Source organism: Marinobacter sp. M3C (genome assembly GCF_023311895.1).
In the GTDB taxonomy this organism is placed as follows: Bacteria; Pseudomonadota; Gammaproteobacteria; order Pseudomonadales; family Oleiphilaceae; genus Marinobacter.
On record NZ_CP092284.1, the window covers coordinates 3,269,956 to 3,290,624 of the forward strand.

Consider the following 20,669-nt stretch of genomic DNA (forward strand, 5'->3'; position numbering starts at 1 on the left):
GGGTTCAGTCCTGAAAGCGGGTTAACGGCTGCCGCGCAATACCAGCGCGCCAGCGGCAATAAACAGTATCCAGCTCCACACCGGCAAGCCGCTGAGCCATTGTTGGCTGGGTGGATGGCTGGCCGTAACCGCAGCTGCGGCTAGTAACGCCGCTATAAAGCCCCGGCGCCAACGCCGTTCGCTGCGCAACTGCTGTTCTTTCAATAGCGCCAGAGTATCGCGATTTTGCTGTTCGGTGGGGCCCGCGCCTCGTAGCTGCAATAACGCATCGTGAATCAGCTGCGGCATTTCCGGAGACTGTTCCAGCCAGGCCGGAAAATGAGTTTGCAGGGTTTTCAAAAAGCCAGATGGCCCAATCCGCTTGCGCATCCATTGTTCCAGGTACGGTTGCGCGGTGCTCCACAGGTCCAGATCCGGATAAAGCTGGCGGCCAAGACCCTCCACATTCAGCAGAGTTTTTTGCAGCAGCACCAGCTGAGGCTGCACTTCCATATTGAAGCGGCGGGCGGTCTGAAACAGGCGCAGCAGAAAGTGGCCAAAGGAAATTTCTTTCAGTGGGCGTTCGAAAATCGGTTCGCACACGGTGCGAATAGCCGATTCAAATTCGTTCACCCGGGTTTCCGGTGGCACCCATCCGCTTTGAATGTGCAACTGCGCCACCTGGCGGTAATCGCGGCGAAAAAACGCCAACAGGTTGCGGGCCAGATAGCTTTGATCGTCTGGGGACAGGGTGCCGACAATGCCAAAATCAATGGCGATGTACTGGGGGTCGGCAGGGTTGGAGATATCCACAAAAATGTTGCCGGGGTGCATGTCCGCGTGAAAAAAACTGTCGCGGAACACTTGGGTGAAAAAGATTTCCACGCCTTTTTCGGCCAGCACTTTCATATTCACGCCGGCGGCGTTCAGCGTAGCAACATCCGCAATGGGCACGCCGTGAATACGCTCCATGACCAGTACCTGCTTGCGGGTGAAGTCCCAGTCGATAAAGGGAATGTAGATCAACGGTGAGTTGTCGAAATTACGCCGCAGCTGACTGGCGTTGGCGGCTTCACGCTGCAGGTCAAGTTCGTCGTGAATGGTGGCGTCGTAGTCAGCCACCACTTCCAACGGATGCAGACGTTTGCCTTCTACCCAGTATTTTTCAAGCAGGCCGGCCATCAGGTACATCAGGCTGAGGTCTTGACGGATGGTTTTTTCAATGCCCGGACGCAGCACTTTCACCACCACTTGCTGGCCGTTTTTCAGCGTGGCTGCATGCACCTGAGCCACCGACGCAGACGCCATGGGATCTGCGCTGAATTCGGCAAACAGCTCGGTGACCGGGGCGCCCAGCGCGCGCTCTATAATTTCACGGGCGCTATCACTTGGAAACGGTGGGACTTTGTCTTGCAAGGTTTTCAGCGAGTCGGCCATGTCGTCTGGCAGCAAGTCGCGCCGGGTAGACAGTATCTGGCCGAATTTGACAAACACCGGCCCCAGCTCTTCCAGGGCGATGCGCAAACGGTCACCGCGGTCGAGCTTGGGTTGCGGGAAGAGATGCCAGGGGGCCAGTATGAAAATGACTTTCAGCACTGGCGGCAGCTCGGTCAGGGGCAGAAAAATATCCAGTCGGTAGCGGCAGAATACCCAAACTATCCGAAACAGGCGTTGCAGACGGCTCACGAATTCTCCTGCTTTTCAGACGGCTTAGGTGGTTCAGGTGGTTCAGGCGGTTCAGCCGGGTGAGAGGAATGAGAAGCCGGCTGGCTCTGAGGCAGGAACCCCACGCGGGCGGCCAGGCGCTCAACCCGAAGGCTCAGGGCATCTATATCCTGAAAGCTGGCCTCAAGCTCGCGGCGGCCGGGTAAGGCGCCGGTTTCTTCGTGCAGGTACTCTTCCAGATTGCTGGCCATGCTGTGTCGTGCATCACGGCTCCACTTCACGCTGTTGCGCAAGCGTTTGGCCAGAAAATGCGCGGGCACATCGCCCAGGTGGCGGGCCATGGCCGCTTCCCAATCTGGACTTAATTGTTCAATAGCACGCTGAAACTGATGCGCCAAAGCGGTGTCGCCGCTGATGCTCAAACGGCCGTCTTGAATGGCGCCTGTGTCGCCGCTGGCCATGGCGTAAAATGCCATAGCCGGCCCACCAATCACCAGCCCCGGCTTAGTGGCCGGCTGGCTGCCCACCAACACCCCTTTGGCGCCTTGGGTCAGGGTAAGTGTTAATGCGACGGGCACAGTCAGGTTAAACTGCACCGGGGCTGTCAGCGCTGCCAACAACGCCTTGCGGCCGGCCGGGTCAAACTCCAGGGCTTGGTTCAGCGCCGTTTCAACAATGGCGCTGGCTGCGCTGAGCAGGGTAGGGCCAGGGAACATCAGGGTTTGATTCCCACGTGTAGGGCCACAATGCCACCGGTCATATTGTGGTATTTGCAGTTGGCGAAGCCGGCGGTTTCCATCATCGCTTTGAGAGTGTCTTGATCTGGATGCATACGGATGGATTCCGCCAGGTATTTGTAGCTCTCGCTGTCGCCGGCAATCAACTTGCCCATAAACGGCAAAGCGGTGAATGAGTATGTGTCATAGGCTTTGCTTAGGAGCGGGTTGGTGGGTTTGGAAAATTCCAGCACCATCAGTTTGCCGCCGGGTTTTAGTACCCGAGCCATGTCCCTCAGGGCCTGGTCTTTGTCGGTCACGTTGCGCAGGCCAAAGGCGATGGATACGGCGTTGAAGCTGTTGTCCGGAAATGGCAAATGTTCAGCATCGGCCTGCACGTATTCAATGTTGCCAACGTAGCCGCGGTCTGCCAGACGGCTGCGACCGACTTTCAACATGGAGGCGTTGATGTCAGCCAGCACCACTTTGCCACTGGGCCCGACCAAATCTGAAAATTTCATGGTCAGGTCGCCGGTACCGCCTGCGATGTCCAGTACCTGGTGCCCCGGGCGCACGCCGGAGAGCTCAATGGTGAAGCGTTTCCAAAGACGATGAACACCCATCGACATCAAATCGTTCATGAGGTCGTATTTGCTGGCCACGCTGTGAAAAACCTCGGCTACCTGGCCGGCCTTCTGGCTTTTTGGTACATTGCGAAAACCAAAATGGGTAACGTCATCTTGTGGCTTATCCGGTGTCGCGGTGCTGGCTGGCGTTTGCTGATCGCTCATGGAACTGTCCTGTCAGAATCTGAATCCCGTATTCTAACGCCTGCGGGGTTGGCTACAAGTTTAATACCGCCTTACACTATAAAACCTGTCATTTCGCGAGAGAAAACTGATTTATGTCCGTTATTGATATTCACCGCACTCACACCATGGACAAACAGCACGCCCGCGAAGCAGCTGAGACCCTGGCCGCCGACCTGTCCAGCCGTTTTGATGTGAATTACGCGTGGGACGGCGATGTTATGAAGTTCAAGCGCAGCGGAGTGCAAGGCCAGCTCACGATTAATCACGGCGACTTGCACGTCTACTTGGAGCTGGGACTGCTGTTGCGGCCTATGAAGGGCCGGATTGCACAGGAAATCGAATCCCAGTTAGATCAGATTATTCGCGTTTGAAGAAGTAAAGAGGCTCGCATTAAAGCGAGGCGGGCAGTTCAAAGGGCTGCGATTGACCGGCCAAGATGTTGTCCATAATGTGCTGTTCACGCCGCACTAGCCGGTCAATCAGCTTGCCGACGTCATCCATACACCGGAACGCGCTGTAGCCGCGGTGCAGAAAACTGTGCAAATCCTGCAGGTTGGCCATCTCCGCCGGTCCGCGGCCCATCGACAGTAGCCAGCCCAGTGTTCGGTTGCGCACGTAGCGGTCGAGGCGATGGCCCACATCGGCGATCAGTTCAATCTGGCGCAGTCGCTGGGGTTGGTCATTGGCGTAACGGTAGGCCAGGCAGTAGTCTTTTACTGCCAACGCCTCGGCATTTATTTGATGGCTATGCAGCGCGCTTGCCAGATTATGGTCCAATTGCTGGGTCAGCAGGTTGAGCTCTACCAGTCTGGCCAGGGTTCGTAACTGGTGGTCTGGCAGCCACTTCACCATTTTTGGAAAAACCCGATCGATATTGTCGTCGCGGTGGCTCATTCCGACGGGCGCGTACAAATCCGTCAGCAAAAACTCCAGCCCCTGGTGATAACCCGGGTTCTGGTATAAATCTTGGTGAGTCTGTTTTAGCCGAGCAGCCTGCCAGCTCGCCACCTGAGCGCTTTGCTGTTGCAGCGGATGATGGCGGTGGCCCTGACGAAAGTCATGATAGGCCAGTAGCCAATGCTGCAACTGACGGGCGTTATCGCTGTGAACGGCGGTTTCAACCAGGCGCTGGCGATACATGAAAAGGCTCCGGCTAAGCGGTTGAATCGGGGGTGGCATTGTAACCGAGTAGCCTGAACTGTGCTGAAGTGACATCAATAGCTATTGAGGGTGTCAGGCGTCAGCAGTCGCAATCTGCGCTAACTCCGGTATCCATTTTTTGTCGTCCAGAATGATAAAGTGACTGGGCGCCTTGGTTTCCACAATCTTCAAGTTTTCGCCACCCTTGCGGGCACTGGCCAGCATGGCGTTGCGGTCAAGCACCCGGTCAGTGGCTGGAATCAGCACAATCCCGCGTGTGATGTGCTGGTAAACGCTGGTGTCGGTGCGCTCCATCCAGGCCAGAAGATTGTCGATATTGCGCACAATGGTCAGGTGATCTTTGGTGGCGTGGAACAGTTTGCTGAGCAGTTTTTTCTTGCGCCGGTTCATTTTGCCAAAAAATGTCTGGTTGTAAGCCGAATTGGGAGTGCTGTTCAACAGGCGGACAATCCATGGCCACATACTGGGGCTGAGCGGCTCCAGTAACGCCAGCATCAGCGGGTGAACGCGGCCCTGGGGCAGTACCGGGGCCTCCAGTACGAGTTCTATATCGCGGTAAAGCTCCGGCCATTGGCGGATAGCTTCCAGTGCCACTGCAGCACCGCGGGAGTGGCCGTGAATGCGCACATTGCTGCTGCCGATAAGGTTGCGCATGGCCTGGTTGAGTATGCATGCATCGTATTCGATGGTGCCGGCCAGATGCTTGATGTCCACCGCCCAGTCGGGCGTTTGCGGCACAACGCCGCTAACGGGCACGTGGTAATTGCTGCAGGTAATCAGGATCAGTTCGGTGGTGGGGGCGTTATAGGCTTGGGTAAAATAGCAGTGGTTTTCCATAAAACCGTGTATACACACCACTGTGTTCTCGGCCGGGCCACTGTGATTGCGCACAGAAATCGCACCTTCGCCGATAGAAAATACTTGGCCCGAAAACATCTCGGCGTAAGCGTTTTCGATAGGTTTGATCAGTTTTCGAATATGGCTTGCCTGCATAATCTCTCCTGATCGTTATAGCGAGCGCCCACATTGACAGCACGGTGGCTTGGCTCTGTGCTTATTATAAGCCTGCTGGTAAAGCCGTGCGCAACACTTTTACCCTGCGCCGGGTATAAGCAGGCTCTGGAGGCGCCGCTGGATGTCTGGCACAATATCGCCTTATTCTCATCCCCAGGATTCGCCGAGATTACCGCAACTTAGCTCATCCTATACAAAAGGCAGCGGATTTTGAGCCAGCAAGCTTTGCATTTGATGTTGCCTGCCGACGCGGGCTGGCTGGCTGCCGAACGGCCGGAAAACCCGCTGGTTACCACCGTATTGCTTCGTGTTCAGGGGCTGACAGCTGCTCGTCTGCGAGAATTCCTGCATGTTTACTGGGGTGCCTGGGAGCGTTTTCACTTTCGCCCGGAACCTTATGCTGGCTATTGGCGCTGGCAGGAAAGTGCCGATTTTGATGTGCGTCAGCATCTGGATATTGTGCTGGACCGTTTTACGGCACCCCAGCAGCAGCCTTGGATAAACACCGTAGTTAGCCAGCCGCTGCCCATTTACCGGCCATTATGGAAATTCTGGTTGGCGCCCAACGCCGTTGGTGGTGGGTTGTTGCTCATGCGGATACACCATTGTTACGCCGATAGCGCCTCGTTGGCGCAACTGCTGGAACAATTGTTCACCGCGTCGCCGCAGCAACACCCGGTACTTTACGGCGCAGCGCACCCGGCAGACCTTGAACGCTGGCTGCAGTGCGCTAAAAATTGGCTGAGTGAGCGTGTTTTTGGTGCCGAGGGCCCTTCGCCCGAAAACGACGCGGTACAGACGGCTGCTGCTGGGCAGCTGCCGGTCACTTTTAGCTCAAGCGCTGCCACGGCGCTTGAGCTAGCGGGCCAGTTAGGCAGTTACTTGGCCCAGCCAGACGACAGTCCCAGCAACCTGAGCAGGCCATTAACCGGCCAGCGCCAGTGCTGTTGGTCTGCGGCGATTCCCGATGCGCGTTTACAAGCGGCGGCCCAGACGCTGCGCGTTAGCAGCCGCGACGTGTTGGCGGCCTGTATAACGGCGGCTTTGCAGGCGCAGCTCGGGCTGAGCCCGCAGGCGCTGGAACAGGCCCAGATTAACCTGTTGCTACCCGTGGATGTTCGTTCCCAACTGCCCGCCAGTTTAAGGCCAGCGCTGTCTGAGCCGGGTAATGGCAGTGGCAGTGAACGGTTGTTGCTGCCAATAGACGGCGACAGTTTTGTGGAACGGGTGTATCGCATAAAACAGGAGGCTCGCCGCCTTCGCGACAGCCTGCAGCCGTTGTTAACCTGGGGCCTGACCGCCTGCAGCGGTTTTTTGCCTGAAATGATAAAACAGACGCCACTATGGCCTTTTTCCGCTCGCCCCAGTGCAGCACTCGCCAGCTTCGACGGTGCCGGAGTGGTTCGCTATTTGGCGGGTTGTCGGATTGACGAACTGGTGGCCTGGAGCCCGCAAATTGCCGATGCGGGAGTCAGCGTGACCGCTTGCCGCTACGCCGGTCAGCTGCGACTGACAGTGGTTGCCGACCATTCTGCCAACCTGGATGTGCAGCGCTTTCAGAGCGATTGTATGGTGGCTTTGAATCAAGCGCTTGTCGGCCATTTGGATAATTGAGCTCCCATAACGCCGCGCATTGTCAAAAAACCTGCTGAGTGTCTACAGTATTAGGATCGGCGCCCCAGGATCTCACATCCTCAAGTGTGCGGCAGAGACCATAAATGCTTCAAGGAGATGCCATGAGCAACGAACGGGTAGAAAGCGACAGCCTTGGTGAAGTCCGGGTGCCGGCAAGTGCACTTTGGGGTGCACAAACCCAACGCGCCATCGAGAACTTCCCGGTTAGCGGGCAACCCATGCCGCCGGCGTTTATTGCCGCCGTGGTGCAGATAAAAAAAGCCGCGGCAGAAGCCAATGCCAGCCTGGCTTTGCTCAATGGCCCGATTCGCGACGCCATTGTGCTGGCCTGTGACCAGCTGTTGGCCGGTGATTATTATGATCAGTTTCCGGTAGATCGCTACCAGACCGGCTCTGGCACCAGCACCAACATGAACGTTAACGAGGTGATCGCGGCACTGGCCCAGCTCAGTGGTGTGGTAGTTCATCCCAACGACCACGTGAATATGAGCCAGAGCTCTAACGATGTCATCCCGTCGGCCATCCATATCAGCGCAGTGATAGCGATTCATCAGAACCTGGTGCCGGCGCTGACCCATTTACAAGGCGTTCTGTACGAACGCGAAGCCATGTATGGCGAGCAGGTAAAAACCGGCAGAACCCACCTGATGGACGCGATGCCGGTAACCTTGGGCCAGGAACTGCGTACTTGGCGCGAGCAGTTGAAAGCGACGCAGGCACGCATCGAATGTGCAGCAGATGAACTCCTGGCGTTGCCTCAGGGCGGCACGGCTGTAGGCACCGGTATTAACGCCGTCAGCGAATTTGCGCCTGAGTTTACCCGTTGTCTGAAAGCCAATACCGGTTTTGGCTTCACGCCACTAACCCATAAGTTTGTGGCACAGAGCGCAGTGGATGCGCCGGTGGCGCTGTCGGCGCAGCTGCGTGGGCTTGGCATTGTGCTGACAAAAATCGCCAACGATTTGCGCTGGATGAACAGCGGCCCCATTCACGGGCTGTCAGAAATCAGCCTTCCGGTGCTTCAGCCTGGCAGCAGCATTATGCCAGGCAAAGTGAACCCGGTGATCCCCGAATCTGTGGCTATGGTAGGTGCCCAGATTATGGGACTTGATGCCTCTATCGCTTACGCCGGGCAATCTGGTAATTTCCAGCTCAACGTGATGTTACCGTTGGTAGGTGCCAATCTGCTGGAGATGATTGGCCTGTTAAGCAATGCCAGCAGTCTGCTGGGTGACAAAGCGCTAAAAGGCTTTACCGTCAATGCAGAGCATCTAAACGCAGGTGTTGGCCGTAATCCCGTGCTGGTGACGGCGTTAAACCCCGAAATTGGTTACAACCTGGCGTCTGAAATTGCTAAAGAAGCCTACGCCAGTGGCCGCCCGGTCATTGATGTGGCTGAAGAACGCAGTGGTCTCAGCCGCGAGCGGCTTGAGCAACTTATGGACCCGTTAAAACTGACCCGCGGCGGGCTGGCAGGATAGCGAGTGTCCATTATGGCTAATTCGTGAACCTACTGAGATTCTGAGAGTCCGAAGAACCAGACGGGGTACTCGAGGCGGAACACTCCAGACGGGGCACTCCAGACGAGATAAGAGTGGTCCGCGTGATCAGATTGAACGAACAATAGTTACACAAACAAGCGTATTTGCGGAGGTAGTAATGACAACATCCTGTAGCGTCCCCGGCATGACCGTGCCGCGCAGCCGGTTTCCGGATCCAGAGCAGGATCTTCCTGCAGACCAGGACAGCGGGCAGATAGTGCTTGCGGGTGGCTGTTTTTGGTGCGTGGAGGCGGTAATTATTGCCATGAACGGTGTGCACTCGGTTGAATCCGGCTACGCTGGCGGATCTGCTGACAGCGCTAATTATCAGGCTGTGTGCACCGGTACGACTGGCCACGCCGAAGTGATTAAGATTGAATACGACCCGGCCCAGGTGTCGTTGGGCAGCTTGCTGAAAATATTCTTTTCGGTAGCTCACGACCCCACCCAGCGTAACCGCCAGGGTAACGATATTGGCACTCAGTATCGCTCGGCGATTTTTTATCAGTCGGCGCAGCAGCGTCAGGTCGCGCAAGCTTACATTGAACAGTTGAACCAGGCGGGCGTGTTCCATTCCGCTGTGGTGACTGAACTGGAGCCTCTGGAAACCTTCTACGTTGCAGAAGCAGATCACCAGGATTTCGCCGCTCGCAACCCGGGTCAGCCCTACATCATGGCGGTTGCTGCACCTAAAGTGCAGAAACTGGTTGATCAATATAGCGATCGGTTAAAGCCGGGCGTAACGTCTAGATCTACCGATGACCACTCGAATAAAGCGTAAGGAGCACTATTTTGGCCGAATCTGCAGCAGGATACGATTTGACGCCGCTAACAGCGGAACAGATTGAAGAGCAAGCCGTTGACTTGAGCGCCGACGAGCGCCGAATATTGTTAGACCATGGTACCGAGCCTCCGTTTTGCGGCACGCTGCTGGACAACAAAAAGCAGGGTGTTTACGAATGCCGGTTGTGTGACTTGCCGCTGTTTAGCTCTAACTCCAAGTTTGATTCGGGTACCGGTTGGCCCAGCTTTTTTCAGCCATTCGATCCGCAACACATTCATTATATTGAAGATGACACACTGGGTATGCGTCGTACAGAAGTGCGCTGCCCGCGCTGTGACAGCCATCTGGGTCACGTTTTTCCCGACGGCCCGGCGCCCACCGGTCAGCGTTACTGCCTGAACTCGGTGGCCCTTGTGTTCAAGGAAAACGCCGGCGATTAACCGGTGGCGGGTATCATGGTGGTTAACAGGAAGCCGGTGTACGCCACGTAGACCAGCAAGAGAATACCACCGTCTAACCGACTGATGATGCGGCTGCGGCCGGCAAAGCCAAAGCCCATCAGCAGTAGCCCAACGGTCAGCGCCAGCATCAGTGACCAGTCGCGATAGAGGACCTCGGGGTCCACCTGTAATGGGTTGATGGTCGCGGCAAGGCCAACCACGGCTAAGGTGTTGAAAATACCCGAACCCAGAATGTTGCCCAAAATCAGATCGTGCTCATTTTTACGCACTGCGGCCAAGGCTGAAGCCAGCTCCGGCAGAGACGTGCCAACGGCGACAACGGTAAGGCCAATAACAAGATCGCTGATGCCTAGGCTTTGGGCAACATAAACCGCGCCCCACACCAGCATGCGGGAACTGGCGACCAGCAGCACCAAACCCGCAATCAGCCAGAAAACTGCGTTTCTCAGCGGCATAGGGTGGGCCAGCGTGCTTTCCTCTATGCCAGCTTCAATAGAGTCATCTTTATTGCGCAGACCCTGGAATATGAACCAGCCCATCACCGCTGCGAAAACCGTCAGCAAAACCCAACCGTCGGTGCGCGACAGTTCGCCGTCAATTAGCTGATAACCGGCGATCAGGGTAAGGCCGACAAGCAGGGGCAGTTCCTTGCGGATAATTTGCGAATGTACGGTAATGGGCGCAATGATGGCTGTTAAGCCAACAATCAGCGCTATGTTGGTAATGTTGGAGCCGTAGGCGTTGCCCAGGGCCAGGCCGGAGTTGCCTTCCATCGCGGCTATAGCAGAAACAGCCAGCTCGGGGGCGGATGTGCCAAAGCCGATAATCACCATGCCGATCAGCAAAGTGGGCATGCCCCAATGCTCAGCGGCGGCTGCGGCCCCGTCGACAAACTTGTCGGCGCTCCACACTAGAAGAATCAAGCCGGCAATGATTGCGCCTACCGCCAATAACATACGTGCTACCTCTTTACCAAATCGGGGGGTGTGAGACTAAAGTTGCGGAGATATTGTCTGGCAAAGGCGGGAAAATCAATTACAACGGAGACAGAATCCCGGGGCCACGCGAGTCTTCACATGACGCGCAACCGTTGCCAATTACAATTTAATAGTGCGCCGAAAGCCGGGATAATCGTCACATCGAATTCAGGAAACAGTTGCCAGCATTATTATCTCCATCTGGCTGGTTTCCGACAGGCTCTTTTGCTGATCGTGAAAGGGCATACAAGCTCAATACTCGCTAGGGTGAAAAACCAATGGCCGTAAGACAGGCAGACGTAGTGCTGGTCGGTGGGGGCGTGATGAGCGCTACCCTCGGCATGATACTGAAGCAGCTAGACCCAGCCATGGACATCGTTCTGGTGGAGCGTCTGGACCATATTGCCCACGAAAGCACCGATGGCTGGAACAACGCAGGTACCGGTCACGCCGGCTACTGCGAGCTGAACTACACCCCCGAAACCGACGAGGGCGATGTGACCATCGACCGGGCTTTGCAGATAAACGCCCAGTTCGAAGTAACGCTGCAGTTCTGGTCATACCTGGTGGAGCAGGGCATATTGCCCGATCCGAAAAAATTCATAAACCGTACCCCGCACCAAAGCTTTGTCTGGGGCGAAAAAGACGTCGCCTTTCTTAAACGCCGCTTCGAACGCCTGAGTGCGCACCACCTGTTTCGTGAAATGGAATACAGCGAGTCGCCCGAAGACCTGGCCGAGTGGATGCCGCTGATCGTTAAACACCGCGACCCCATGCAGCGCGTTGCTGCTACCCGGATAAAGCACGGCGCCGATGTGGATTTTGGTTCCCTGACCCGCAGCATCGTAAAGCACCTGGAAAGCCAACCCGGTTTCGAGCTAATGCTGAACAGCCCGGTGCACTATATTGACCAACGCGATAATGGGCGCTGGAAAATAAGGGTAAAAAATCAGGAAACCGGTGAGCAGACCAAGCTGGAAGCCGGCTTTGTGTTCCTGGGTGCGGGCGGCGGCGCTCTGCCCCTGTTGCAGAAATCAGGGATTGATGAAGCCGAAGGTTACGGCGGTTTTCCGGTGAGCGGCCAGTGGTTGGTGTGTGACCGGCCGGAAGTGGTGCAGCAGCATCATTCCAAGGTTTACGGTAAAGCGCCGATTGGTGCGCCGCCCATGTCGGTGCCACACCTGGATACCCGCATAATTAACGGCGAGCCGGCCCTGTTGTTTGGACCCTTTGCCGGCTTTACCACCCGCTTCCTGAAGCAGGGTTCGGTGTTTGACCTGATCAGCTCGGTGCGCTCGTCGAACTTGCGCCCCATGTTGTCGGTGAGCAAGTCCAACATGGACCTGACCCGCTATCTGATTGGCGAAGTGTTTCAGTCCCACAGCGACCGGGTAGACGCACTGCGGAATTTCTTCCCGGATGCGCGCGAGGGCGACTGGCGCCTGCAGGACGCAGGCCAACGGGTGCAGATCATCAAAAAAGCCAAAGACGGCGGCGGCAAGCTGGAGTTTGGTACCGAAATAGTCGCTGCCAAAGACGGCACGCTGGCCGCGCTGCTGGGAGCCTCGCCTGGCGCCTCAACAGCAGCAAGCGCCATGCTCGACGTGTTGCAGCGCTGCTTCCCCGAGAAAATGAAAACCCCGGAGTGGCAGGCGCGGATGAAAGTTTTGGTACCATCGTACGGCCAGTCTCTGGTAGAAAACGAAGCGCTGCTGTTAAAAGTGCGTGAGCGCACGCTCACCACCCTCAAGCTCAAACCGTGACGCGGAATCCTGACGGGGCAAGCGCATAAAAAAACCGGAGCCTGGTGAACTAGCTCCGGTTTTTGTTTTACGCTGCCGGCAATAATGGTGCCGTCAAAAATAGACGGGGCATCAGATCTTCTGCTGGCGCCCTTTCGCCGCGACTAGCATAGCGTGCATCAGTTCCTCAGCGTCGAACTTGGTTAGCGCGGTGTCAGCGCCGACCTGTTCGGCATAACTCAGGCTCATTTCGCTGTTCAGTGAGGTATGCAGAATAATGTATGGCTGGTGCAGTTGGCTGTTGTCGCGCACCTTGAACGTCAGTTCATAGCCGTCCAGGCCCGGCATTTCGATGTCACTCACCAGAATATTCACCGGTTTGCCGTGGGCGCTGCTATCCAGCAGGTACTCGAACGCGGCCGTGCCGTTTTCGGTTACCTGATAGCCAATATTCTTGCGGTCCAGCACATCGCACAGCTGTTTGCGCGCCACCCGTGAATCATCCACCAGCAGAATCGACATGTTGCGCAGGGTTTCTATCTCCATATCATTCAGCAGCACGTCCTGACTGTTCAAAGACTCCGGGTATACCCGAGCCAGCAGCAATTCCAGATCCAGCAGTTGCACCAGAGCGCCATCAAGGGTCAGCAAACCGGTAATAAACGCGTTTTTACCCAGGGCCTGGGGCGGCGGTAACACCTTTTTCCAATCGGCTTCAACGATGCGTTGCACGCTGCGCACCATAAAACCGATTTCCTGACGCTGCACGTCGGTCACAATAATGGAGGCTTCGGCGCGCTCTTCCGCGCTTAGCGCCGGGTAACCGATAGCCGCGGCCATATCAATTACCGGCACCGCCGCATTACGGAAGGTGGCCGTGCCAACAATGGCGTGATGGCTATGGGGCAGGCGACTAAGACGCCTGAACGGCATAATTTCGCGAATTTTCAGCGTGCCCAGGCCAAACTGCTGCTGATCTGTCAGTTGAAACAGCAGCAGTTTTTGCAGCTGCTTGGGTTGGCTACTCATAAGCGCACCTGTCAAAAAACGAAATGAACACCCAGTATTACGGGTAGAGCAACACAGCATAACCGATGATGGTAAAAAGACAGCGTCACTGACACAATTTATGCGAGTACTTATTTGGCATGTTATCTTCTGATTTTGAAGTATGGCCCATTTGCTGTGCCGAACCGCAAATGTCAAAGGAATGAACGATGCGACCCGTCCCAATATCCATTACTGCTATGGTGGTGTTACTTGGCTTGTCTGGCGCGGCAAAAGCCGATTATTACCGCTGGACCGACGCCAACGGCGTTACCCACTTCACCGACAAGCCCAAAACTCCCGGCAGCCAGGCGATCGATTTTCGCAGGCCCACCGTGATTCCTATCGCTGACAATAACCGGCGCCGTAGCGACCGTTTGCAGGGCCTTCAGCCTGAAGCTCAGCAGAGTTCCGTTCGCCCTGTGTCTGATGATAAGACTCAAAAAAGCGCGCAATCCAATGTAGACCAGCTTGCCCGGAGAAAAACCTGTGACAATTATGCAGACCGCATCGACAACATAGAAAGCCGATTGCGCGCCGGTGGCTATTCAGCGTCTAGGGGGAACCGGCTGAGGCGCGACAGGCGGGAGTTGGCCAGCAAGCGCGTCTGGGAGTGCCTGCGGCGCTAACGCCCTGCTACCGCGATACTCCTTAGCGCTGATAACCCCGCCGCGCGCCCCCTTAAATGAGGTTAATAGATGAGCCACGTCAACACCCCTGTCAGGTCAGTCAAGCCTGACCAAAGCGGCCAGTTCGCTTTAATGACCCAGCGCCGTTTCGCGCCATTTTTCTGGACCCAATTCCTGGGTGCGGCCAACGACAACCTGTTCAAGTTTGCCTTCACGGTGCTGGTCACCTACCAGGTGCAGCTGCAATGGTTACCCGCAGACAAGGCAGGGCTGGTGATTGGTGCGTTGTTTATTCTGCCGTTTCTGCTGTTCTCGGCCACCAGTGGCCAGCTTGCAGACAAGCTTGATCGCCGCACCATGATAACCGCACTGAAATGGACTGAACTGGCGATAATGGCGCTGGCGGCCTGGGGCTTTTTCAGCCAGAACATGCCGCTGTTGCTGGCCTGTGTGTTCTTTATGGGAACTCAGTCAGCGGTGTTCGGCCCGGTAAAGTTTGCCTACCTGCCGCAGCATCTGCACGAGCGCGAGCTCACCGGGGGCAATGGCATGATCGAAATGGGCACTTTTGTGGCGATCTTGCTGGGTAACGTAGCCGGCGGTTTGCTGATTACTCTGCCCGAGGTAGGGGCTCCAGTGGTAGGGGTAACCTGCATAGTTCTGGCTCTGTTTGGGCGGCTGGCCGCACAGTTTATCCCGGCATCACCGGCTCTGGATCCGGCCCTGAAGATGAACTGGAACCCGCTCACGGAAACCTGGCGTAACCTGAAGTTGGCCCATCAGCAGCCGGTGGTGTTTCGCTCGATACTGGGTATCAGTTGGATGTGGTTTTTTGGCGCAGCCTTTTTGAGCCTGTTTCCCGCTTTTGCCAAAGACGTATTGCACGGCGATGAGCAAGTGGCCTCGCTGTTGCTGGTGGTTTTTTCCATCGGCATTGCGACCGGTTCGCTGCTGTGTGAGGTGCTAAGTCGGCGCCATGTAGAAATTGGTCTGGTGCCGTTGGGCGCCATTGGCATGACGGTGTTTTCGGTGGATCTGTACTTCGCCACCCGTGGACTGCCTTCGGCTGGCAGCCTGGGGCTGAGTGAGTTTCTGGGTACAGCCATTCACTGGCGTGTTCTGTTTGACCTGGCGCTGCTCAGCCTGTTTGCGGGCCTGTACAGCGTGCCCATGTACGCGTTGATTCAAATGCGCAGCCAGCCAACGCACAGGGCGCGCATTATTGCGGCCAACAACATTCTGAACGCCTTGTTTATGATCATCAGCTCTCTGGCAGCCGGGCTATTGCTGGGCGCGGGCTTCAGTATTCCGCAGATTTTTCTGTTTGTGGGTCTGGCCAACGCGGTGGTGGCCTTCTACATCTTTATGCTGGTGCCAGAGTACTTGTTGCGTTTCGTCGCCTGGGTAGCGTCGCGTCTGGTATACCGATTCAAGGTTCAGGGCGACCAGTACCTTCCTACTGAGGGCGCCGCGCTACTGGTGTGCAATCACGTCAGTTTTGTTGATGCGGTGCTGCTTATGGCGGCTAGCCCGCGGCCAATTCGTTTCATTATGGATCACCGAATATTCAAGGTACCGGTGCTGGGCTGGTTGTTCAGGATGGCCAAAGCCATCCCCATCGCCCCGCGAAAAGACGACCCGGAAGCCTACGAGGCCGCTTTCGTCGCGGCATCGAAGGTGCTGCAGGACGGCGGAATTCTGGCTATTTTCCCCGAAGGCGCGATCACCCGTGACGGCCAGTTACAGCCATTCAAAGGCGGCGTAATGAAAGTGCTGGAAGGTGCGGATAAAGACGGCCTGGTTATTCCGGTCATTCCCATGGCGCTGACAAATCTGTGGGGGTCGTTCTTTAGCCGGGTGGAAGAAGTACGCGGCGAACGCGTAGCCATGGTGCGGCCGTTTCGTCGCGGAACCTTCAGCCGGGTAGGTTTGAATGTAGGTGCGCCACTGGCGCCGGCGATGGTCTCGCCCGAGGTGTTGCAGGGCGAGGTAGCCGTTCTGCTGGGCAGCTAGCCAGTTGCTTAGGCCCGCTGCCGGCACTAATTTCTGACGTATCCAAAAAACATAGGCAGAAAAAAGCCCCGACTAGCTGGGCTTTAACGTTTTTTGAGTTCCGGTGTAACCCCGGGATGTCAGAGGTTGATGGCGACGCCGTCGACTTAACTTAGTTCTCGCACAGTTTTGGCCACCTTTAATAATATCCAGATTATGTCATCCCGGCAACGAGCTGCGCGCTGACCTGTCCGACAGGTTCAGCACGTCACTGAAATGACATGAAGTGTTCACTGTTCTGTCATGCCCGCGCTTTAGATTGATTCAACACTATCCAATGCGTGGAGAAGTACAGATGTTCAAGAACCTATACCGATGCCTATCTCTGGTCTTGTTGTCGCTTGCTCTGACAGCACCTGCGGCGATCCATGCGGAGACCATCAAACTGGCCGTAACCGATCTGGTAGGGTTGGAGGAATTACAGCGAGAATTTGGTGCATTCAGGGATACCCTGTCTGCAGCATCGGGCTACGACATTGAGTTCCTGCCGGTGACCAATCGCACAGCGGCGGTCGAAGCTTTGCGATTCAAACAGGTCGACTTTGTCCTCACGGGCCCAGCGGAATACGTGGTTATGCAGAACCGTGCAAACGCGAAAGTAGTGGTCGGTTTTTCTCGCCCTGACTATTTTGCGTTGATTGTCACTTTGGCAGAAAGCGGTTTCACCTCGGTTACTGACCTTGTTGGAGAGCAGGTCGCTATGGGCAGCGTGGGTTCCACCTCCCGCCATCTTGGGCCCATACAGGTACTGGCAGATGGCGGCATCTCGCCAATGGATGATCTGGACATCGTGCACACAAAAGTGCCGATTCTTTGGGAATCATTGAAAAGTGGAGATGTAGCAGCCGTTGGCATGAACCACACCGAGTTCCGCAGACTTCGTCAGCAGGAGATGGAGAAGAGCGGCTTACAGCCCGGTGCCTTTCGGGTCATCGCTCGTGGGCGAGATCTTCCGAATGATCTCTTGATGGCAGGCAGCCACGTAGATCAGAAAGTCATCGACCGCATGCGCGATGCCTTTGTGAACAGCTCGGATGAGTTGATCAATGCCATCGTCAATGGCGGTGGCACAGACGTCGACAAATACACCGGTATGCGGTTTGTCAACAACATCAAAGACAGTGACTACAACTACGTCCGGTCAATGTACACCACCATAGGTTATCCCGAATACTCCGATTTTATTGGCGACTAAGAACGCCTCTTCGGACGGGACATAACTTGTCTCGTCCGAGCTCAAGGACAACCCTCAATGACAAATATTGCATCATCTCTGTTACGACAGACGCTTGTCAGTGAACAATCAACCGCGAGCTCGCTGCAAGTGCACGGGCTGACCAAACGGTTTCATGGTTCTACGACACCGGTGTTCAAAAATGTCTGCTTCAATATTTATAAAGGCCAGTCTGTGGCGCTTATTGGTGCAAACGGTGCCGGGAAAAGCACATTGCTGCGCTGTTGCGTGCGGTTAATTGAGCCGGACGAAGGCAATATTGTGCTTTCTGGCGAAGCTTTATCCAACAAAAAAGGACGTGAGCTCAAGAAAGCCCGTAATCGAGTCGGGTTCGTGTTTCAGAAGCATTGTTTGGTGCCCCGCTTGTCGGCGTTAACCAATGTACTTCATGGTAATTTTGCTCATCATTCGGGGCCCAGAAATTGGTCCCAAAGCTGGGCCCGACAGATAGACAGGGACCGTGCACTTCATTATCTGGACCAGGTTGGCCTGGCGGACCTTTGGGATAAGCGTTGCGACCAGCTATCTGGAGGTCAGTCACAGCGAGTTGCTATCGCCCGTGCGTTAATGCAGGAGCCGAGCATTCTGTTTGCGGATGAGCCTACCGCAAGCCTGGACCCGAAATCCGGTCAGGTCGTTATGGAGCTATTCGCAAAGCTGTCCAAGGCGCAGAACCTGACTCTGTTTTTTGTTTCACATCATGTCGAACATGCCCTGCACTATGCCGATCGTATTATCGGCTTGCGGAACTCAGAGCTACAGCTTGATTCCGCAAGCGGAACGGAAAATACCGCTAGTTTAAGAGGCTTTTATGCCTGAAATACGCTTTTCTAATGAGTGTAAACCGTCTGTTACTCCACGGTTTCAGCGTCCGAGTTGGCTAAGTACCGCCTTGTTTGCGCTGTTTCTCGGCTTTTTTCTGTGGTCACTGGCTGGTGCCGGCATGTCCATCAGCGACCTGATACGCGGTTTGCCCAATATGGGAACGATTGCCGGCGAAATGTTTCCCCCAGCAACAGACCGTGCCGGCCCGATTATGGCGGCCATTCTGGTTACCTTTCAGATGGCTTTGGTAGGTACCGTGATCGGCGTCATCCTGAGCATACCCATGGCGTTATTGGCGGGCAGAAACACATCGCCCCATCCTTTGGTCCGACATGTGACCCGTTCCATCATCAGTTTTCTTCGAACTGTGCCAGACCTGGCCTGGGCGTTGTTTTTCGTAGTCTCTGTTGGCCTCGGCCCTTTTGCTGGAACGCTCACCATTATTGTCGACACCATTGGCTTTTGCGGTCGTTTCTTCGCCGAAGCCATGGAGGAAGTCGACCCTGGCCCTTCGGAAGCCCTCGATTCGATCGGTACCAGTCCGCTTGATCGCATTGCTGTTGTCCAGATTCCCGGAGCGTTGCCCAGCATGATCAATACCAGCCTGTTTTCGCTCGAGAAGGCGGTGCGTTCCTCCGTAGTGCTGGGCCTGGTTGGCGCGGGTGGTATTGGCGCTGAACTGGCGGTGTCAATGGAGATGTTCCGCTACGACCAGGCCGCTTACATCATATTGATGATCTTCATTCTGGTATACGCAGTAGAGCATCTGTCTTCCCGGTTACGGGAAGGCCTGATGCGCCAGAGTCAGTAGACGCTTTTTTTTGGAGTCACCCAATGCAAAACCTCATGAACAACCTGGAAAACATGACCTCACAGATCAGTACGCTGATTGAGAATGTTAACGTTCTTACCAGTGATGGCTGGCTGGAAAACAGCTGTGTAGAAGTGTGTGGTGGAAAAATCCGTGCCGTTGGCGCTGACGTGGACCGTTCCGCCAGCGTATTGCTGAACGGACATGGCGGCTATCTGCTGCCCGGCATCATAGACCTGCATGGCGACGCCTTTGAACGTCACATAACACCCCGAGCCGGCACCGTTTTTCCGCTCGAACTTGCCCTGGCCGCCAATGACGCCAGTCTCATTTCCAACGGTATAACCACCTTCTACTACAGCATCACCGATGGCTTTGAGCCCGGGGCCCGTAGCCGCGACACAGTGCGGCGCCTGCTTCTTGCCTTAGAACACCTGAAACCCAGATTCAGCTGCCAGTCACGGGTGCACATTCGTCATGAAAAGGTAAACACCGAGCTGCATGACGAACTCATGGGCTGGATTGCCGAGGGTCGTATCCACATGCTTTCCATGAACGACCACTTGCCCGAACTGGATAATCCAACCTCTACTGAACGTTATCTCGCCGGCTTCCGGCGCCGTGTGACAATGGATGAGGCTGAAACCAGGCTGTTTTTAAACAGCCTGCAGGACAGAAGAAACCTCGGTGAAGAACAGACTTATGAATTGGCGCAACAGGCGCGTAAGGCTGGCATCAGTTTGTCTTCCCATGACGACCAATGTGTTGATGACGTTGAACATAACCGGACGCTGGGCACGACAATTGCGGAGTTCCCCATGAACGCCGAAACAGCAAAAGCCAGCCTGGCCGCCGGTGCTGCAGTGCTTATGGGTGCGCCCAACCTGGTTCGTGGCGGTTCTCATGTTGGAGCCATCAGCGTCAGGGCTGCCATTGAACAGAATCTGGTGAGCATTTTGTGCAGTGACTACCATTACCCCAGTTTGTTCTGCGCACCGTTTGTCGCAGCAGAGCAGGGGCTGATGCCGCTCGCACAAGCCTGGAAGTTGGTCAGCGAGAACCCGGCAAAAGCAGTGGGGCTAGGCGCAAGTAAGGGGCGTATAGCACCCGGATTTGACGCCGATCTTTTGCTGTTAAGCGAACTTGATGGCTCGCCGCTGTCACTGCAGGCCACAGTTGTAGGTGGGAAGTCGGTTTTCCAACGGTCTGGTTGCTTCAATTAAGTAACAAACAGCGCATTCGCCGGAGGGTTATTCAAAACCAGAACAGATCTATTTTTCTAAACCTACAAAACACAGGCAGAAAAAAGCCCCGACTAGCGGGGCTTTAACGTTTTGTGAGTTCCGGTTTACTCCCGATAAGTCAGACGTGGGTGAAGACGATGCTGCACTTAATACTTGAACCCGATTTCAAAGTTTAATAAATCTGTAACTGGCGGCGGTTAGTGTCGAATGCATGTTCTAATTTTGATTTAGAGAGTAGTCATTGTGCGTCAGATATTAATTGCCTGACTGCCGAGTATGTTGGCAGGACAGTCTGGCCTGGTATGTGATGACCAAGATTCTCACCGACCCCTTCCACGAC

At 55.5% G+C, this 20,669-nt stretch carries 19 protein-coding genes; 12 read left to right on the forward strand and 7 right to left on the reverse strand.

What is annotated here, in order from left to right; translation table 11 throughout:
* Window positions 1–21: 21 nt before the first annotated feature.
* From ubiB to ubiE, 3 genes are read right to left on the reverse strand one after another with little or no spacing between them, the layout of a single operon-like run.
* Window positions 22–1,665 carry a ubiquinone biosynthesis regulatory protein kinase UbiB gene (gene ubiB / locus MIH18_RS15300; protein WP_249006470.1) on the reverse strand — a complete coding sequence of 548 codons (1,644 nt, stop codon included), beginning with the start codon at window positions 1,663–1,665 and terminating at the stop codon, window positions 22–24.
* The gene (locus MIH18_RS15305) at window positions 1,662–2,360 is read right to left on the reverse strand and encodes an SCP2 sterol-binding domain-containing protein (protein ID WP_249012788.1); all 699 of its coding nucleotides are present in this window, start codon (window positions 2,358–2,360) and stop codon (window positions 1,662–1,664) included. The genes ubiB and MIH18_RS15305 overlap by 4 nt, the downstream gene beginning before the upstream one ends.
* The gene (gene ubiE, locus MIH18_RS15310) at window positions 2,360–3,151 is read right to left on the reverse strand and encodes a bifunctional demethylmenaquinone methyltransferase/2-methoxy-6-polyprenyl-1,4-benzoquinol methylase UbiE (protein ID WP_249012789.1); all 792 of its coding nucleotides are present in this window, start codon (window positions 3,149–3,151) and stop codon (window positions 2,360–2,362) included. Before ubiE ends, MIH18_RS15305 begins: the two co-directional genes overlap by 1 nt.
* Before the next feature lie 113 nt (window positions 3,152–3,264).
* On the opposite strand from ubiE, the gene MIH18_RS15315 reads away from it, so the two are divergent.
* Window positions 3,265–3,543, forward strand: a complete 279-nt coding sequence (locus MIH18_RS15315; RefSeq protein ID WP_249006467.1) for a polyhydroxyalkanoic acid system family protein — start codon at window positions 3,265–3,267, stop codon at window positions 3,541–3,543.
* Between the two features lie 19 nt (window positions 3,544–3,562).
* Here MIH18_RS15315 and MIH18_RS15320 read toward each other — a convergent pair whose 3' ends face one another.
* Both MIH18_RS15320 and MIH18_RS15325 read right to left on the reverse strand, forming a co-directional pair.
* On the reverse strand, window positions 3,563–4,312 hold the full coding sequence (locus MIH18_RS15320) for a hypothetical protein (RefSeq protein ID WP_249006466.1): 750 nt from the start codon (window positions 4,310–4,312) through the stop codon (window positions 3,563–3,565).
* A gap of 93 nt (window positions 4,313–4,405) precedes the next feature.
* The gene (locus tag MIH18_RS15325) at window positions 4,406–5,326 is read right to left on the reverse strand and encodes an alpha/beta hydrolase (protein ID WP_249012790.1); all 921 of its coding nucleotides are present in this window, start codon (window positions 5,324–5,326) and stop codon (window positions 4,406–4,408) included.
* Between the two features lie 231 nt (window positions 5,327–5,557).
* On the opposite strand from MIH18_RS15325, the gene MIH18_RS15330 reads away from it, so the two are divergent.
* The 4 genes from MIH18_RS15330 (at window position 5,558) to msrB (ending at window position 9,747) form a co-directional block, all read left to right on the forward strand.
* Window positions 5,558–6,961: a WS/DGAT domain-containing protein gene (locus MIH18_RS15330; RefSeq protein WP_249012791.1), complete on the forward strand. Its 1,404-nt coding sequence runs from the start codon at window positions 5,558–5,560 to the stop codon at window positions 6,959–6,961.
* A gap of 122 nt (window positions 6,962–7,083) precedes the next feature.
* The gene (locus MIH18_RS15335; protein WP_249012792.1) at window positions 7,084–8,463 is read left to right on the forward strand and encodes a class II fumarate hydratase; all 1,380 of its coding nucleotides are present in this window, start codon (window positions 7,084–7,086) and stop codon (window positions 8,461–8,463) included.
* A 178-nt stretch (window positions 8,464–8,641) separates the two neighbouring features.
* On the forward strand, window positions 8,642–9,304 hold the full coding sequence (gene msrA / locus MIH18_RS15340; protein WP_249012793.1) for a peptide-methionine (S)-S-oxide reductase MsrA: 663 nt from the start codon (window positions 8,642–8,644) through the stop codon (window positions 9,302–9,304).
* 11 nt (window positions 9,305–9,315) lie between these two features.
* On the forward strand, window positions 9,316–9,747 hold the full coding sequence (gene msrB, locus MIH18_RS15345; RefSeq protein WP_249012794.1) for a peptide-methionine (R)-S-oxide reductase MsrB: 432 nt from the start codon (window positions 9,316–9,318) through the stop codon (window positions 9,745–9,747).
* Here the strand turns inward: msrB and MIH18_RS15350 are convergent.
* Complete coding sequence (locus MIH18_RS15350) at window positions 9,744–10,724, reverse strand: calcium/sodium antiporter (RefSeq protein WP_249012795.1); 981 nt, start codon at window positions 10,722–10,724, stop codon at window positions 9,744–9,746. The two genes, msrB and MIH18_RS15350, sit on opposite strands and share 4 nt — an antisense overlap.
* A 299-nt stretch (window positions 10,725–11,023) precedes the next feature.
* Here MIH18_RS15350 and mqo point away from each other — a divergent pair, with 299 nt between their 5' ends.
* On the forward strand, window positions 11,024–12,508 hold the full coding sequence (gene mqo, locus MIH18_RS15355) for a malate dehydrogenase (quinone) (RefSeq protein ID WP_249012796.1): 1,485 nt from the start codon (window positions 11,024–11,026) through the stop codon (window positions 12,506–12,508).
* A gap of 111 nt (window positions 12,509–12,619) precedes the next feature.
* Here mqo and MIH18_RS15360 read toward each other — a convergent pair whose 3' ends face one another.
* The gene (locus MIH18_RS15360) at window positions 12,620–13,516 is read right to left on the reverse strand and encodes a chemotaxis protein (protein WP_249012797.1); all 897 of its coding nucleotides are present in this window, start codon (window positions 13,514–13,516) and stop codon (window positions 12,620–12,622) included.
* A 188-nt stretch (window positions 13,517–13,704) separates the two neighbouring features.
* On the opposite strand from MIH18_RS15360, the gene MIH18_RS15365 reads away from it, so the two are divergent.
* The 6 genes from MIH18_RS15365 (at window position 13,705) to MIH18_RS15390 (ending at window position 20,308) form a co-directional block, all read left to right on the forward strand.
* Window positions 13,705–14,163 (forward strand): DUF4124 domain-containing protein, encoded by a 459-nt coding sequence (locus MIH18_RS15365; RefSeq protein ID WP_249012798.1) that lies wholly within the window; start codon window positions 13,705–13,707, stop codon window positions 14,161–14,163.
* 69 nt (window positions 14,164–14,232) lie between these two features.
* Complete coding sequence (locus MIH18_RS15370) at window positions 14,233–16,176, forward strand: MFS transporter (protein ID WP_249012799.1); 1,944 nt, start codon at window positions 14,233–14,235, stop codon at window positions 16,174–16,176.
* 334 nt (window positions 16,177–16,510) lie between these two features.
* Entirely contained in the window at window positions 16,511–17,410 is a 900-nt protein-coding gene (locus MIH18_RS15375; protein ID WP_249012800.1) for a phosphate/phosphite/phosphonate ABC transporter substrate-binding protein, read from the forward strand.
* Window positions 17,411–17,467: 57 nt separating this feature from the next.
* On the forward strand, window positions 17,468–18,268 hold the full coding sequence (locus MIH18_RS15380) for a phosphonate ABC transporter ATP-binding protein (protein WP_249012801.1): 801 nt from the start codon (window positions 17,468–17,470) through the stop codon (window positions 18,266–18,268).
* Window positions 18,261–19,085, forward strand: a complete 825-nt coding sequence (gene phnE / locus MIH18_RS15385) for a phosphonate ABC transporter, permease protein PhnE (RefSeq protein ID WP_249012802.1) — start codon at window positions 18,261–18,263, stop codon at window positions 19,083–19,085. The genes MIH18_RS15380 and phnE overlap by 8 nt, the downstream gene beginning before the upstream one ends.
* Window positions 19,086–19,108: 23 nt before the next feature.
* A complete protein-coding gene (locus tag MIH18_RS15390; RefSeq protein ID WP_249012803.1) occupies window positions 19,109–20,308 on the forward strand; it encodes an alpha-D-ribose 1-methylphosphonate 5-triphosphate diphosphatase in 1,200 nt (399 codons plus the stop codon).
* Window positions 20,309–20,669: the final 361 nt, after the last annotated feature.

Bases quoted from the DNA above. Each gene is read 5' to 3' on its own strand.
- MIH18_RS15305 (WP_249012788.1), bottom strand. From the start codon at position 2,360: ATGTTCCCTGGCCCTACCCTGCTCAGCGCAGCCAGCGCCATTGTTGAA.
- ubiE (WP_249012789.1), bottom strand. From the start codon at position 3,151: ATGAGCGATCAGCAAACGCCAGCCAGCACCGCGACACCGGATAAGCCA.
- MIH18_RS15315 (WP_249006467.1), top strand. From the start codon at position 3,265: ATGTCCGTTATTGATATTCACCGCACTCACACCATGGACAAACAGCAC.
- MIH18_RS15320 (WP_249006466.1), bottom strand. From the start codon at position 4,312: ATGTATCGCCAGCGCCTGGTTGAAACCGCCGTTCACAGCGATAACGCC.
- MIH18_RS15325 (WP_249012790.1), bottom strand. From the start codon at position 5,326: ATGCAGGCAAGCCATATTCGAAAACTGATCAAACCTATCGAAAACGCT.
- MIH18_RS15335 (WP_249012792.1), top strand. From the start codon at position 7,084: ATGAGCAACGAACGGGTAGAAAGCGACAGCCTTGGTGAAGTCCGGGTG.
- msrA (WP_249012793.1), top strand. From the start codon at position 8,642: ATGACAACATCCTGTAGCGTCCCCGGCATGACCGTGCCGCGCAGCCGG.
- MIH18_RS15350 (WP_249012795.1), bottom strand. From the start codon at position 10,724: ATGTTATTGGCGGTAGGCGCAATCATTGCCGGCTTGATTCTTCTAGTG.
- mqo (WP_249012796.1), top strand. From the start codon at position 11,024: ATGGCCGTAAGACAGGCAGACGTAGTGCTGGTCGGTGGGGGCGTGATG.
- MIH18_RS15360 (WP_249012797.1), bottom strand. From the start codon at position 13,516: ATGAGTAGCCAACCCAAGCAGCTGCAAAAACTGCTGCTGTTTCAACTG.
- MIH18_RS15365 (WP_249012798.1), top strand. From the start codon at position 13,705: ATGCGACCCGTCCCAATATCCATTACTGCTATGGTGGTGTTACTTGGC.
- MIH18_RS15370 (WP_249012799.1), top strand. From the start codon at position 14,233: ATGAGCCACGTCAACACCCCTGTCAGGTCAGTCAAGCCTGACCAAAGC.
- MIH18_RS15375 (WP_249012800.1), top strand. From the start codon at position 16,511: ATGTTCAAGAACCTATACCGATGCCTATCTCTGGTCTTGTTGTCGCTT.
- MIH18_RS15380 (WP_249012801.1), top strand. From the start codon at position 17,468: ATGACAAATATTGCATCATCTCTGTTACGACAGACGCTTGTCAGTGAA.
- phnE (WP_249012802.1), top strand. From the start codon at position 18,261: ATGCCTGAAATACGCTTTTCTAATGAGTGTAAACCGTCTGTTACTCCA.
- MIH18_RS15390 (WP_249012803.1), top strand. From the start codon at position 19,109: ATGCAAAACCTCATGAACAACCTGGAAAACATGACCTCACAGATCAGT.